Source organism: Franzmannia qiaohouensis (genome assembly GCF_031451695.1).
GTDB classification, from domain to species: Bacteria; Pseudomonadota; Gammaproteobacteria; order Pseudomonadales; family Halomonadaceae; genus Franzmannia; species Franzmannia qiaohouensis.
In genome coordinates this window covers 51573-65715 of the sequence record NZ_JARWAM010000018.1, presented here as the reverse complement: position 1 = coordinate 65715, position 14143 = coordinate 51573, and the positions used below count along the sequence as shown (strand labels likewise).

The following is a 14143-nucleotide window of genomic DNA, read 5'->3' as shown; positions in this document are numbered from 1 at the left end:
GGCGGATACTCGCCAACGGCTGGCCCACCGGCGTGGAAGTGTGTCACGCCATGGTCCACGGCGGCCCCTACCCGGCGACCTCGGATGCCCGTACCACCTCGGTGGGCAGCGCGGCGATCCACCGCTTCCTGCGCCCGGTGTGCTACCAGGCGCTGCCGGCGGGCCTGCTGCCCGAGGCGCTCAAGGACGGCAACCCGCTGGGCGTGTCGCGGCTGGTGGACGGCAAGCGCGAGGCGTGACGCGGAAGCCCGTAAGGTAACGCTGAAACGACACAGGCCGGGGACAATGTCCCCGGCCTGTTTGCGTTGCCGAACTCGACCGCCGCGAGGGCGGTCGTGGTATCAGGCGCTGGTGCGGCGAATCGGCGCGTCGCCGTCGCTGCGCCGACGCGGTGCGCGCTCCGGCGCGCCGCTGTCTTCACTGATCTCCAGCGGACGACCGGCGACGCGGGCGCGCGCCATCTTGGCCAGGATGCTGGACGGCAGCGAGCTTGGCAGCTCGACCACCGAGAAGGCGTTGCGGATATCGATGCGACCGATACGCGCGCCCTCGATGCCGCCTTCGTTGGCCAGCGCGCCGACCAGTTGGCCGGGCTTGACGCCATCCTTGTGACCGACTGACACGCGGTAGCGGGTCATGCCTTCACGCGGTGCGCTGTCGCGACGCTTGGGCTTGCCGTCACGCGGGGCGCGATCGCTGGCACGCTCGGCGCGCGGCGCCTGCACACGACCGATCGGTGCTTCGTCGGCGCGCGCCATGGCGGCAAACACACAGGCCAGCTCGATCGGATCGTTGCCTTCGGCTACCAGGCGCTCGATCAGCGCTTTCTGCTCGTCGGCACCCGCAGTGATCATGCCCTGCACGCGCTTGGAGAACACCTCGTCGCGGTGAGCGCGGATCGTCGCTTCATCGGGCAGCGGCATCTCGGCCATGTGCTGGCCGGTGGCCTGCTCCATCCAGCGCACCTTGCGGGTCTCGCGGAAGCCGACGAAGGTGATGGCGATGCCGGTCCGACCGGCACGGCCGGTACGCCCGATGCGGTGGGTGTAGGCCTCGCTGTCCTGCGGCAGGTCGTAGTTGATGACGTGGGTGATGCGCGGCACGTCGAGGCCGCGGGCGGCCACGTCGGTGGCGATCAGCACGTCGACCTTGCCACGCTTGAGGCGCGTGATGGTGCGCTCACGCAGGCTCTGGTCGAGATCCCCCGACAGGCCGGCGGCGTTGACGCCGCGTGCGGTGAGCTGCTCGACCAGGGTGGTACAGGCGGCACGGGTACGCACGAAGACGATGGCACCGTCGACCGGCTCCACTTCGAGAATGCGCGCCAGTGCTTCCAGCTTGGCGCCGCCGTCGACGCGCACCATGCGCTGGTCGATGCTGGCGGCCGTGCCGGCGCTGGCCTCGATGGCCACCTTGACCGGGTCGACCAGGTAGCGATTGACGATGCGCTCGATCTCGGTCGGCAGCGTGGCCGAGAAGAATACCCGCTGGGCATCCTTGGGCGTGTCGGCGACGACGCGCTTGACGTCATCGATGAAGCCCATGCGCAGCATTTCGTCGGCTTCGTCGAGCACCAGGGCGGAGAGGCCGTCGAGCTTGAGGCTACCGCGATCCAGGTGGTCGATGATGCGGCCCGGGGTACCCACCACGACCTGCGCACCGCGCTTGAGGGCGCCGAGCTGCTCGCGATATTCCTGGCCGCCGCACAGGGTGGCGACTTCCAGGCCCTTGAGGTTCTGGCCGTATTTGCTGAACGACACGGCGACCTGCTGGGCCAGCTCACGGGTCGGCGCCATCACCAGCACCTGGGGCTCGCGGCGGTCGAGGTCGATACGCGACAGGATCGGCAGCGCGAAGGCTGCGGTCTTGCCAGTACCGGTCTGGGCCTGGCCCAGCATGTCACGGCCTTCCAGCAGCGCAGGGATGGTCTGCAGCTGGATCGGCGAAGGAGTCTCGTAGCCCAGTGTTTCCACAGCGGAGAGAACGGCAGGCAACAGAGCAAGATCGCCGAAGCTCGGCGAAGCGACAGAAGTCGAGGTCATCAATCACACCTTGGTAGGCCGGTCATTACCGGCAACAGAGTTTGGTGGTGTCCCTGATCCCATCAATACGCCAACCGTCACGGACGGGTTGGCCTGCCCCTTGGGGCAACACGGGCGGAGTCTGGGACACCGGTCGCACCTGGCATCCGGTTCGCGTACGAAGATTCGGCTGGGCCGAACCGGCTCGGGCCATGGCGGGCAGCTGCTCGCGTAGACCCTCGGCGAACCGCTGTGGCGACCGTTTGCGCCGCGCGGAATGACTATCCGCGTTCCTGGGCGCTCCATCTACATAGTCGGACGCATCTGGCGTCCTGCAAAGCGTCGTGCAGCATCATCGAATCAAGCAGCGATGAGCGACGAACCGTTACGATGGTGGGGTCAACACATGCGAGGAGCGCGCATGCTAACATCGCCACCCGGCCCTGGCCAGTCTTTTCGCGGCCGCCACCCTTGCCCCTTTATCAGGAGCCCTGCATGCCTAGCCTGTGGATCGATGCCGACGCCTGCCCCAAGGTCGCCCGCGAGATCATCGTGCGCGCCGCCGAGCGCACCGCCACCCCCACCTGGTTCGTGGCCAACCACCAGATCCCGCTACCGCCCTCGCGCTGGGTCAAGTCGCTGGCGGTGGCCAGCGGCTTCGACGCCGCCGACAACGAGATCGTCGCCCGGCTCGAGGCCGGCGACCTGCTGATCAGCTCGGATCTGCCGCTGGCCATGGAGGCCATCGACAAGGGTGCGGCGGTGATGACCACCCGCGGCGAGATGCTCGACAAGAGCAACATAAAAGCGCGGGTGCAGATGCGGGATTTTATGGAAACCCTGCGCGCTAGCGGCGAGCATACCGGCGGGCCCAAGGGTTACTCCGACGTTGACCGCCGCGAGTTCGCCAATGCGCTGGATCGCTGGCTGGCAAAGAACGCCTGAACTTATAAAGCATCTGGCCCGGGTCCAGATGCGCCTGATACAAGATCTACATGGAAACCCTGCGCGCCAGCGGCGAGCATACTGGCGGGCCCAAGGGTTACTCCGAGGTTGACCGCCGCGAGTTCGCCAATGCGCTGGACCGCTGGCTGGCGAAGCAACGCTAGCCTTGGTGATTGCACTCGCGGCTACCCCGGGCACAGGCCCTCACGAAGACGCTGTGAACCCCTCCCTGGGCACTCCATTCTTCATCCCTGAAGAATGAGCTTCGCTCGAACCTATCCCCGGCGCCGCTCATAGAGCAGGCGAAACGTAAGAATCCATCACACAACGCTCACGCCTTCTCGCGAACCCCCTGCCCTGGCAGCCGCTGGCGATCATGGGCGCGCTCGAGGTCGAGCAGCGGCCCCTTGGGCACGATGCGTGTCGGGTTGATGGTGTCGTGGCTGTAGTAGTAGTGGCGCTTGATATGGTCGAAGTCCACCGTCTCCTTGATGCCCGGCCACTGGTATAGCTCACGCAGGTAGTTCGACAGGTTAGGGTAGTCCTCGATGCGCTTGAGGTTGCACTTGAAGTGGCCGTGATAGACGGCATCGAAGCGCACCAGGGTCGTGAACAGCCGAATATCTGCCTCGGTCAGCCACTCGCCGGCCAGATAGCGATGCTCGGCGAGGCGTGCTTCCATGCGATCCAGCGACTCGAACAGCGCCACCACATGCTTGTCGTAGACCTTCTGGTCGGTGGCGAAGCCCGACTTGTAGACGCCGTTGTTGATGTGGTCGTAGACATCGGCGTTGACCGCGTCGATGGTCTCGCGCAGGTCAGCCGGATAGAAATCGAGGCGATTGCCGGTCAGCTCGTCGAAAGCACCGTTGAGCATGCGCAGCAGCTCGGCGGATTCATTGTTGACGATGCGACCACCCTGCTTGTCCCACAGCGCCGGCACGGTGACGCGGCCGGTGTAGTGCGGATCGGTGAGAGTATAGAGCTCGCGATGGTACTCGACGCAGTTGATCGGATCGCCGCTCGAGCCCTCGTCCTCATGATAGGTCCAGCCCTGGTCGAGCATCAGCGGGCTGACGTGCGAGACGCCGAGTAGTGTGTCCAAGCCCTTGAGCTTGCGCAGGATCAGGGTGCGATGCGCCCAGGGGCAGGCCAGCGACACATAAAGGTGATAGCGGTCCGCTTCGGCGGGCAGTCCCGGCTGGCCACCGGGGCCGGGGCTGCCGTCGGCCGTCACCCAGTCGCGCAGTTGGGCGGATTCACGCACGAATTCGCCACCATGCTTATCGGTGTCATACCACTGGTCGTGCCATTTGCCGTCGATCAACAGGCCCATCGGCCACCTCCGGATCGTGAGAAGTCGAGTGGTGATAGCCTACCCCTCTCGACCTGACGCTCAAGCGCAAGTTTTGCGCCTACTCATTCGATGGCGTCGAATCGACGAGGCGCTCGCAGCAGCTGGCAACGGCCCGGCTCAGGGCATCGGCCATGGCGTGGGCGGCGGGACCGGCGCGGTCACGATCGCGATAGATCAACTGCATCGGCACCTCGCGAATGCCGCCGGCGCTCAGCGGCAGCGGCACCAGGGTGCCGCGCTCCAGTGACTGCTGAATGCGGGTTTCCGGCACCCAGGCAAAGCCCAGGCCGCGCTCTAGCATGTCCACTGAGGTGTCGAGATGGCTCAGCGTCCAGCGCTGCTCGGCCTTGAGCCAGCCGGCATCCATCGACTGGCGCTGGGCCGAGTCGCGCACCACCAGTTGGCGATGTTGCTTGAGGTCGCGCAGGTCCAGAGGCCGACCGAGCCGGTGCAGTGGATGGTCGGGGTGGGCCACGGCAATGAAGCGTACCGTCACCAGCGGCTCGCCCAGAAACCCCTGGGCCGCCAGTCCTGACGCCACCAGATCGGCGCGGCCATCGTAGAGCATCTCGATGCCGCCATTGAGCACCGTCTCGTGGAGCTGTACGCGCACCCCGGGGTAGCGGGACGAAAAGGCATCCAGCGCATGGGCCAGGGCATCCGGCGGGAACAGCTGGTCGATGGCCAGCACGATCTCCGCCTCGAGACCTGCGGCCAGGCTTTCGGCCACTTCTTCGAGCGCCTCTGCGCTCTCGATCAGCTGACGGGCACGCCGCAACAGCAGCTCACCGGCCTCGGTCAGCCGCACCTGTCGGCCTACCGGCTCCAGCACCTTGACGCCGAGCTGCTCCTCGAGCTTGTGCACGGCATGATTGAGCGTCGAGGGGCTCTTGTGCACCGCCTCTGAGGCGCGCACGAAGCCACCATGGTCGACCACGGCCGCCAGCATCTGCCACTGCGATAGGGTCACACGGGACATTTCGAATTCCTCGAACAGTTGCAGCAAAACTATGCGCTTCTGATGCCGCCTGTCCATCATCGATAATAGCGGTCATAGGTACCAACCCTTTCTCCAAGGAGATACGCCATGACCCACTCCCCTGCCCGCCAAGTCGTATCGGTAGTACGCAGCCAACCCAGCCAGGATGGCGACGGCGTCAAGATCAAGCGCATCCATGATTTCGGCGGCGGCATCGATCCTTTCCTGATGCTCGACGAGCTTGGCTCCGATCAACCCGACGAGTATATCGGGGGGTTTCCGCCCCACCCCCACCGCGGCATTCAGACCCTGACCTACGTGATTCACGGCGGCCTGACCCATGAAGACCACATGGGGCATTCCAGCACCATCAACGCCGGCGATGCCCAGTGGATGCATACCGGACGCGGCATCGTGCACTCGGAAATGCCACTGACCGACCATCACGGCCTGCACGCCTTTCAGCTGTGGCTGAGCCTGGCGGCCAAGGACAAACTCAGCGAGGCTACCTATCGCGACGTGCGGGCAACTGAGATGCCACACCTGCAGGGCGAAGGTGCCAAATTGATAGCCCTTGGCGGCAAATGGCACGCTATTGAGCCACAGCAGGACGTTGCGGGCCCGCTGGATGCACTGGCCGGTGATGGTGGTCTCGCCCATGTCATTCTCGAACCCGGTGGGCGACTCCTGCTCGAGCAGGAGTCCCCCATGCTTGCCGTCTATGTCTTTGCCGGCGAACTCGAGATCGGCGAGCAGCGCATCCCGGCGGGCCACCTGGTTCGGCTGGGCGACGGCCAGCAACTACCACTCTCGAGTGAAGCCGGCGCCCAGGCGCTGCTCCTGTCAGGTACGCCGCATCAAGAGCCGATCGCCCACTACGGCCCCTTCGTCATGAACACCCAAGATGAGCTGGAACAGGCCTTAAACGACTACCGAAGCGGCAGACTGACAGGATAATCCACTTGAATTGTTGCCCAGCGAACGCGCATACACAGGCAGAAACGCTGTATCGCTGGGTATTTTCAGCATGAGCCACTACTAGACCTAAGTCGAACAGCGTTGCCAAACCGCGACCCAAAAGGCTGGATAAACGTACAGACTAGGCATCACAAGCGCCTTGGGGTAAGGTTCTCGTGCCTTTTTACGTTCATCTAACAAGTCACGGCCTTTATCATGTTGCGAATTCTTCATTCGCTGCCCCGCACGCACAAGTTACTTTTACTGCCCGTTGCCACCATGGTTACTGTGCTGGGTACGCAAAAAATCATTGGCGCTTTCGATAGCTCTAGTGAAAGCCCTGTTGCCGCATCTCCGATTCATATCCCCCTCGATTCCAACACAAACCGCGCCACCGATGCTCCAGACTTCGAGCACAGTGCCGTGTCAGAAGCAGTGGAAATGGCCAGCAGTGCGCTGGACGCCACCCGCCAGTATGTGCCGATTGCCGAACTGGCTGCCCAGGAAATCGTCGACATCGACGTGCTCTCCACGGCGCATGCCAGCGATGAGCAGATGCCAGTTGTCGCGCTCGCCCCCGAGCCTGATGACGAGCAACAGCAGAACGACTCGCCGGCGACCATCGATACCGATGTCCTGCACCTCGCCCTGCACCTTCCCGAGCTGGGCCAGACCGACGACCTCGAACAGATCGGCGACTCCTTGGAGGACACCGGGTTCGATGACGAAGCGATGGCGTCGTACACCTCCTACGATTATGACGATTACCTCGACGGCCCCCTGGTACTGTTCGACGATGGTGACGTATTTCTCGATGAAGAGTTGGTAGCCGAACAGGCCTACGTGCCCGAATGGGAAACCTATACGGTGCAGCAAGGCGATACCTTTGCCGTCATGGCCCAGCAGACGCTGGGTCTTGGCTACAGCGAAGTGCTGCAACTGCTCGACAAGATGCCCGACCGCAATGTCCTGACCCGTTGGCGGGCCGGGCACAATTTCGACTACCAGCTCGACGAAGACGGACAACTCCTGGCGCTGCGCGTGATGAAGAATCCGCGCAGCGGCTTCTTGATAGAGCGCGACCCCGAGACCGCGTTCGAGATATCCAGCATAGAGAAAGCCGGCGAGCCCACCCAGCGGATGTTCGCCGGCACCGTCAGCGGTAGCTTCGGGCGCTCCGCCGAGGCCACCGGCCTTTCCGCTTCCGAAGTCGCCCAGCTGAGCAATTTGCTGGAGAAGAAACTCGACTTCCGCCGCGACACCCGTCGCGGCGATCGTTTCCAGGTACTGGTAGAGTCCGACCTGATCGATGGCCAGAGTCTCGACTCACGTGTGCTCGCGGTAAAATACGAGGGCGCCCGGATGGACCTGACGGTCATCCGCAATAGCTCCGACAACCGCTTTTACACGCCGGAAGGTTACAGCCTCGACCCTGCCTTCGATCGCTACCCCTTCGACGGCAACTATCGTATGAGTTCGTCGTTCAACCTGCGCCGCAAGCATCCGGTCACCGGGCGCGTCAGCCCGCACTACGGCACCGACTGGGCGATGCCGATCGGCACCTCGATCCATGCCCCCGCCGACGGCCGCGTGGAAAAGGTCGGCAATCACCCGCTGGCCGGGCGCTTCATCGTGGTTCGCCACGATAACGGCTACCGCACCCGCTACCTGCATCTCTCCCAGCCGCTGGTCAGCCGCGGTGATCGCGTCAGCATGGGCGAAACCATTGCCAAGTCGGGCAACACCGGACGCAGCACCGGCCCGCACCTGCACTACGAGGTGATCGTCAATGGTAACCAGGTCGATCCGATGCGCGTCGACCTGCCCGAGAACCAGAGCCTCGAGGGTGACGCCCTGGCCGCCTTCCAGCGTGAGTCCGAGCGCCTGCTGGCAACCCTCGAAAGCGGCGAAACCGGCACCGTCATCGCCAGCACCAGTGCCGGCGAACCCGAACCGCGCCGCCCTGGCGACGACAGCTAGACTGCCGAGCTTGACCCACGACGCCCCGCCCTGCGGGGCGTCGTCGTTTCTAGGCCTTGGCCGGCAGCGTCGCAGTGCCGAAGCGCAGCAGCAGCGCATAGCTCAGCACGGCCACCAGCACGCCCACCAGCGGCGGCAGCAGCGGCGAGAGATAGGCGGCCAGCGAGCCCAGCGCATAGGCCAGCAGTCCCACCCAGTGAAAGGCCGGCAGATCCGCTGACTCGAGAGACGGATAGCGCCCTTTATGGCGCAGCCAGAAATCGGCCATGATCACGCCGCCGATGGGTGGGATGAAGGTGCCCAGCAGCACCAGGTAGGGAATCAGCAGGTCGTACATGCCGCCGACTGCCAGCAGCGTACCGATAGCGGCACCGACCACGGTCACCAGCCGTCGACGGGGCGTGCGTAGCAGGTTGCAACCGGCCACGGCGAAGTTGTAGATGGTGTTGTCCTGAGTGGTCCAGATATTCAGGAACAGCATCAACACCGCCAGCACCACGAACCCTTGCGCCAGCATCACGTCGACGATGTCCGCCTGCTGATAGATCAGCGCGCCCAGCGCACCGGTTAGCACCATCAGCCCGTTGCCGACACAGAAGGCCGCCAGAGTGGCGATCACCGCGATTTTCGGCGAACGCGCGAAGCGGCTCCAGTTGGTCGCCTGGGTCCCACCACTCACGAAGGTGCCGATGATCACCGTGACGGCCGCGGCAAAACTCATGCTGCCAGTGGGCGTCTGGCCTAACAGGCCGCTCAACCCGCCAATATCGTGCATGCCGGTATAGAGGCTGATCAGGATGAACAGCAGCATGGCCGGCACGGCAAAACGCGACAGCCAGTCGAGACCGCGATAGCCGATCATCGCAGTAATGCAGAAGGCCATGCCGAACACCACCATCAGCGGGATCTCCATCCAGCCGGGCAGGTTAGTGGTTTGCACCAGGATCACCGCGATGGTGGCCGTCCCCCAGGCGTACCAGCCGATCTGGGTGAAGCCGAGCAGCAAGTCGGAGAGCTTGCTGCCAAGCTCACCGAAGCAGAAGCGCCCCATCAGTACCGAGTTGAGGCCGCTGCGACAGGCGATATACGCCAGTGCCGCGGCATAGCCGCCAAGCAGCAGGTTGCCGATGGTGATCACCCATAGCAGCTCACCAAAGGTGAACGCCGTGCCCAGCGAGCCGCCCGCCCACATCGTCGCCGTAAAGAAGGTAAAACCCAGCAGCACCATGGTCGTCGAGAGCAGTCCTTTGCGGCGACTTGCCGGTACGGCGCTGAGCGGATAATCGGATGTTTTCATTGTTAGCTCCGGAATGAATGAAATGCCCGTCTAGCGGGAAGGCCGACACGACAGCGCCCCGGGCTGATGGCCGGGGCGCGGCGCGTGCATTACTCGAACGACGCTATCAGGGCATGCGTTCGGGCTCGATGGCCGCAGCCGTCGCCGACACGTTCACCGGCGACATCACCTGGCTTGCCACATAGTAGATCACGGCACCCAAGGCCGAGCCGGTAAACCAGCCGTAATCGTAGAACCAGTACATGGTGCCGGTCAGCAGCGATATCACGGTCAGTGCGACGGGAATGCCGAAGGCGACGAAGCCAGGCCAGTTGACCGCCGGATAAGCGCGCCCATCCTGATACAGGCTCGGCACATCGAGCCGCTGGCGCTTGATCAGGAAGTAGTCCACCGCCATGATCCCGGCGATGGGCCCCAGCAGGCTCGAATAGCCCAGCAGCCAGTTGGAGTACATCTGCTCGAGCGACACCCCGGCGGTAATCACCCCGGCCTTCTGCAGCAGATCATAGCCCATCAGCAAGACCCCCACGGCGCCGGTGATCAACACCCCGCGGGTCTGGTCGACCAGCTTGGGCGCCACGTTCTGGAAGTCGTTGGTGGGCGAGACGATATTGGCGGCGGTATTGGTCGAGATGGTCGCAATGATGATGAACAGCATGGCGAGAGCAACCCAGAACGGGTTGTCGATCATGCCGATCAGACTCACCGGGTCGGCCACGGTCTGCCCCACCAGCGACTCGGACGCCGCCGTCATCACCACCCCGAGGGCAGCAAAGAAGAACATGGTCATGGGCAAGCCCAGCACCTGGCCGACGATCTGATCCTTCTGGCTCTTGGCGAAGCGGCTGAAGTCAGGAATGTTGAGCGACAGCGTCGCCCAGAAACCCACCATCGCGGTAAGCCCGGCGAAGAAGTAGCCGTACACCGGCGCGCCTTCCGGGCGCGACGGGGGCTGCGCCAGCAGCTCAGTCATCGACATATGCGGCCAGGCCCAGAACATCAGGCCCACGGCGACCGCCAGCAGCAGCGGCGCGGCCAGTGTTTCGAGCCACTTGATCGACTCGGCGCCGCGAATCACCACATACAGGTTCATGGCGCCGAAGACGAAGAACCCGACCACCTCACCCAGGCCACCCAGCGCCTGCCATGGGGGAAAGATCGTCGACAGCAGCAAGTGAATCGCGAGCCCGCCGAACATGGTCTGCACCCCGAACCAGCCACAGCCGACCAGTGCCCGCACCAGACACGGCACATTCGACCCCAGGATGCCGAACGATGAGCGCAGCACTACCGGAAACGGGATCCCGAACTTGGTACCGGGAAAGGCGTTCAGCGTGAGCGGTATCAGCACCACCACGTTGGCCAGCAGGATCGCAAACAGCGCCTCGCCGACACTCAGGCCGAAATAGGCGGTTAGCACACCGCCCAGGGTATAGGTGGGTACGCAGATCGACATGCCCACCCACAGGGCGGCCACGTTCCATTTCGACCAGGTGCGTTCATGCGCCTTGGTCGGCGCGATATCAGCATTGAAACGTGGACTGTCGCGGACGTCATCGCCCTCCTCGAGCTCGATCAATCCTTGCCTATCCACCATCCTCGATGCCTTGACGGTCATTGTTGTTCTCCTCGTCACTTGTGTCGTCACAACGCCTGGCGGCGTACGTGTCAGATGCAACGCAATAAGCGTGCCCAGTTGCGCCATTAGCAACGCATGACGCCACTGCCAGCCTCGCCACAGGGCACTCCCAGGGCCTTCAACTCAATGATTTTTGTGAAAAACTGTCTTTGCTGACAGCTTAATTGGCGTCGTCATAGCGAAAGAAAAAGCAAACTACGTTGTCATCTCCTTCACGCTTCATGACAGGCTAGTCAGTTTTCATAATGGTTCAAGATTCATTATCTAGCTAACAAAAGCCCGCGGAAATAAATCACAACCTACTGTTATAAAAGAAAAATATAGGAAATATGCGTTTGTCCATTATGGTGCAGAGAATCACCAAAATGGGGATGTCGCGGCATATAACCATAAATAAAACTTTCAATACAATGACTTATAGACAAACTGGCCAGGTGGAAAAAAAGTTCTTGCAGGAACCTGTCGATGCCGACTAGCTTAAAACAGCTGTCTTATGAGTCAACTTTAATAACAACCCAGATCGTGCCTTGGACCCTCCCCGCACCACCACGGCAGGGAAACCGTCCTGACAACAAACACAAGATGAGTGAAATGCCATGCAGAAGATGAAGATCGGTCTGATCCAGATGGCGCTGAACACCAGTACCGACCTGGAACCAGACGCCATTCGCGACGCCATGAACGACGCCCACCTGCCGTTGATCCAGCAGGCCGCCGATGCCGGCGTGCAGGTGCTGTGCTTTCAGGAAGTCTTCAACCAGCCCTACTTCTGCCCCAGCCAGGACCCCAAGTGGTATGCCGCTGCCGAGCGGGTACCCGAGGGACCGACCTGCCAGATGATGCAGAAGCTTGCCGCCAAGCACCGCATGGTGATGATCGTGCCGGTCTACGAGGAGACGGTGACCGGGATCTACTACAACACTGCAGCGGTCTTCGATGCCGACGGCAGCTATCTCGGCAAGTATCACAAGACCCATATCCCCCAGGTCGCCGGCTTCTGGGAGAAGTTCTACTTCAAGCCCGGCAAGTCGGAGTGGCCGGTATTCGATACCGCCTACGGCAAGATCGGCGTCTACATCTGCTACGACCGCCACTTCCCCGAGGGCTGGCGGGCGCTGGCACTCAACGGTGCCGAGGTGATCTTCAACCCGTCGGCCACCGTCGCCGGCCTCTCCCAGTATCTGTGGGAGCTCGAACAGCCGGCCTCGGCCGCCGCCAACGGCTGCTTCATCGCCGCCATCAACCGCGTCGGCACCGAGGCGCCCTGGAACATCGGCGAATTCTACGGTTCGAGCTACATCGTCAATCCGCGCGGCAAGATCGAGGCCCAGGCCAGCGACAAGGACGACGAGCTGCTGATCCATGAGATCGATCTCGATATGGTCCGCGAGGTGCGCAACAACTGGCAGTTCTTCCGCGACCGCCGCCCGGATGCTTATGCCCGGTTGACCGACGGCGAATGATCCCGACACCAGGAGACGCACCATGAGCCTATTGATTCGCGGTGGCACCGTGGTCACCGACAGCGACACCTACCGCGCCGACGTCCTCTGTGATGACGGCAAGATCCAAGCCATCGGCAGCAATCTAGAGGCGCCGCAGGGCGGCGAGGTCATCGACGCCGAGGGCATGTACGTGATGCCCGGCGGCATCGACCCACACACCCATATGCAGCTCCCCTTCATGGGCACCGTGGCTAGCGAGGATTTCTATACCGGCACCGCCGCGGCGCTGGCCGGCGGCACCACCTCGATCATCGATTTCGTGATCCCCCAGCCCGGTCAGTCGCTGCTCGAGGCATTCGAGACCTGGCAGGGCTGGGCGGAAAAGGCTGCCACCGACTTCGCCTTCCACGTCGCCATCACCTGGTGGGACGACAGCGTGCGCGAGGAGATGGGCACCCTGGTACGCGACCACGGCGTCAACAGCTTCAAGCACTTCATGGCCTACAAGGGCGCGATCATGGCCACCGACGACATCCTGGTGGAGAGCTTCTCGCGCTGCCTGGAGCTCGGCGCGGTGCCCACCGTGCACGCCGAGAACGGCGAGCTGGTCTACCACATGCAGCAGAAGCTGCTGGCCGAGGGCATGACCGGGCCCGAGGCGCACCCGCTGTCGCGGCCGCCCCAGGTCGAAGGCGAAGCGGCCAGTCGCGCGATCCGTATCGCCAGCACGCTGGGCGCGCCGATCTATCTTGTTCACGTCTCCACCAAGGACGCCGTCGACGAGATCGCCTATGCCCGCCAGCAGGGTCATCCGGTCTACGGCGAGTGCCTGGCCGGCCATCTGGTGCTCGACGACAGCGTCTACCTGGATACCGACTGGGGACGCGCCGCGGCCCACGTGATGAGCCCGCCGTTTCGCCCCAAGGGCCATCAGGAGGCGCTGTGGCACGGCCTGCAGTCGGGCAACCTGCAGACCACCGCCACCGACCACTGCTGCTTCTGCGCCGAGCAGAAGGCCGCCGGCAAGGACGACTTCACCAAGATCCCCAACGGCACCGCCGGGGTCGAGGACCGCATGGCGGTACTCTGGGAGGAGGGGGTCAACAGCGGCAAGCTGTCGATGCAGGAGTTCGTGGCGCTGACCTCGACCAACACCGCGCGGATCTTCAACCTCTATCCGCGCAAGGGCGCGGTGCAGGTTGGCGCCGACGCCGACCTGGTGGTGTGGGACCCCAAGGGCACCCGCACCATTTCAGCCGAGACCCATCACCAGAACGTCGACTTCAACATCTTCGAAGGCAAGACGGTACGCGGCATCCCGCGTCACACCGTCAGCCAGGGCAAATGGGTGTGGCGCGACGGCGAACTGCGCGCCGAGCGCGGCGCGGGCCGCTACCTCAAGCGCCCCGCCTACCCCGGCGTGTATGAGCTGCTCAAACGCCGCGCCGAGCTCAATGCGCCAAAGCCGGTGAAGCGCGGCTAGGCAGGCCCCTGACAGGCCCACAACAACAACGAGGTGTTAC

11 protein-coding genes and 1 pseudogene are annotated in these 14143 nt (G+C 63.4%); 7 read left to right on the top strand and 5 right to left on the bottom strand.

Annotated elements, in window-relative coordinates; translation table 11 throughout:
• A pseudogene (locus tag QC821_RS19490) lies at positions 1-239 on the top strand (aldehyde dehydrogenase (NADP(+))); the annotation flags it as partial.
• 102 nt (positions 240-341) lie between these two features.
• Here the strand turns inward: QC821_RS19490 and QC821_RS19485 are convergent.
• The gene (locus QC821_RS19485) at positions 342-2042 is read right to left on the bottom strand and encodes a DEAD/DEAH box helicase (RefSeq protein ID WP_076746668.1); all 1701 of its coding nucleotides are present in this window, start codon (positions 2040-2042) and stop codon (positions 342-344) included.
• 474 nt (positions 2043-2516) lie between these two features.
• Between QC821_RS19485 and QC821_RS19480 the strand changes: the two genes are divergently transcribed.
• The gene (locus QC821_RS19480) at positions 2517-2966 is read left to right on the top strand and encodes a YaiI/YqxD family protein (RefSeq protein ID WP_309724842.1); all 450 of its coding nucleotides are present in this window, start codon (positions 2517-2519) and stop codon (positions 2964-2966) included.
• A 50-nt stretch (positions 2967-3016) separates the two neighbouring features.
• On the top strand, positions 3017-3130 hold the full coding sequence (locus QC821_RS19475) for a DUF188 domain-containing protein (protein WP_422720132.1): 114 nt from the start codon (positions 3017-3019) through the stop codon (positions 3128-3130).
• Between the two features lie 167 nt (positions 3131-3297).
• Here QC821_RS19475 and QC821_RS19470 read toward each other — a convergent pair whose 3' ends face one another.
• Both QC821_RS19470 and QC821_RS19465 read right to left on the bottom strand, forming a co-directional pair.
• The gene (locus QC821_RS19470) at positions 3298-4302 is read right to left on the bottom strand and encodes a glutathione S-transferase family protein (protein ID WP_309724839.1); all 1005 of its coding nucleotides are present in this window, start codon (positions 4300-4302) and stop codon (positions 3298-3300) included.
• 79 nt (positions 4303-4381) lie between these two features.
• A complete protein-coding gene (locus tag QC821_RS19465) occupies positions 4382-5302 on the bottom strand; it encodes a LysR family transcriptional regulator (protein WP_309724838.1) in 921 nt (306 codons plus the stop codon).
• Positions 5303-5410: 108 nt separating this feature from the next.
• Here QC821_RS19465 and QC821_RS19460 point away from each other — a divergent pair, with 108 nt between their 5' ends.
• Both QC821_RS19460 and QC821_RS19455 read left to right on the top strand, forming a co-directional pair.
• Positions 5411-6259 (top strand): pirin family protein, encoded by an 849-nt coding sequence (locus QC821_RS19460; protein WP_309724835.1) that lies wholly within the window; start codon positions 5411-5413, stop codon positions 6257-6259.
• A gap of 216 nt (positions 6260-6475) precedes the next feature.
• The gene (locus tag QC821_RS19455) at positions 6476-8239 is read left to right on the top strand and encodes a peptidoglycan DD-metalloendopeptidase family protein (RefSeq protein ID WP_309724833.1); all 1764 of its coding nucleotides are present in this window, start codon (positions 6476-6478) and stop codon (positions 8237-8239) included.
• A 49-nt stretch (positions 8240-8288) separates the two neighbouring features.
• Here QC821_RS19455 and codB read toward each other — a convergent pair whose 3' ends face one another.
• Together codB and QC821_RS19445 are read right to left on the bottom strand one after the other, a co-directional pair.
• Positions 8289-9536, bottom strand: a complete 1248-nt coding sequence (codB, locus tag QC821_RS19450; RefSeq protein ID WP_309724831.1) for a cytosine permease — start codon at positions 9534-9536, stop codon at positions 8289-8291.
• A 106-nt stretch (positions 9537-9642) separates the two neighbouring features.
• Positions 9643-11154, bottom strand: coding sequence for an NCS1 family nucleobase:cation symporter-1 (locus QC821_RS19445; RefSeq protein WP_309724829.1), 1512 nt, complete (start codon positions 11152-11154; stop codon positions 9643-9645).
• Positions 11155-11771: 617 nt separating this feature from the next.
• Here QC821_RS19445 and QC821_RS19440 point away from each other — a divergent pair.
• Together QC821_RS19440 and hydA are read left to right on the top strand one after the other, a co-directional pair.
• A complete protein-coding gene (locus QC821_RS19440; RefSeq protein ID WP_309724827.1) occupies positions 11772-12638 on the top strand; it encodes a nitrilase-related carbon-nitrogen hydrolase in 867 nt (288 codons plus the stop codon).
• Between the two features lie 22 nt (positions 12639-12660).
• A complete protein-coding gene (gene hydA, locus QC821_RS19435) occupies positions 12661-14103 on the top strand; it encodes a dihydropyrimidinase (RefSeq protein ID WP_309724825.1) in 1443 nt (480 codons plus the stop codon).
• Positions 14104-14143: the final 40 nt, after the last annotated feature.

Excerpts from the sequence above, each read along its gene's own strand:
- QC821_RS19485 (WP_076746668.1), bottom strand. The coding sequence starts at position 2,042 with ATGACCTCGACTTCTGTCGCTTCGCCGAGCTTCGGCGATCTTGCTCTG.
- QC821_RS19480 (WP_309724842.1), top strand. The coding sequence starts at position 2,517 with ATGCCTAGCCTGTGGATCGATGCCGACGCCTGCCCCAAGGTCGCCCGC.
- QC821_RS19475 (WP_422720132.1), top strand. The coding sequence starts at position 3,017 with ATGGAAACCCTGCGCGCCAGCGGCGAGCATACTGGCGGGCCCAAGGGT.
- QC821_RS19470 (WP_309724839.1), bottom strand. The coding sequence starts at position 4,302 with ATGGGCCTGTTGATCGACGGCAAATGGCACGACCAGTGGTATGACACC.
- QC821_RS19465 (WP_309724838.1), bottom strand. The coding sequence starts at position 5,302 with ATGTCCCGTGTGACCCTATCGCAGTGGCAGATGCTGGCGGCCGTGGTC.
- QC821_RS19460 (WP_309724835.1), top strand. The coding sequence starts at position 5,411 with ATGACCCACTCCCCTGCCCGCCAAGTCGTATCGGTAGTACGCAGCCAA.
- QC821_RS19455 (WP_309724833.1), top strand. The coding sequence starts at position 6,476 with ATGTTGCGAATTCTTCATTCGCTGCCCCGCACGCACAAGTTACTTTTA.
- codB (WP_309724831.1), bottom strand. The coding sequence starts at position 9,536 with ATGAAAACATCCGATTATCCGCTCAGCGCCGTACCGGCAAGTCGCCGC.
- QC821_RS19445 (WP_309724829.1), bottom strand. The coding sequence starts at position 11,154 with ATGACCGTCAAGGCATCGAGGATGGTGGATAGGCAAGGATTGATCGAG.
- QC821_RS19440 (WP_309724827.1), top strand. The coding sequence starts at position 11,772 with ATGCAGAAGATGAAGATCGGTCTGATCCAGATGGCGCTGAACACCAGT.
- hydA (WP_309724825.1), top strand. The coding sequence starts at position 12,661 with ATGAGCCTATTGATTCGCGGTGGCACCGTGGTCACCGACAGCGACACC.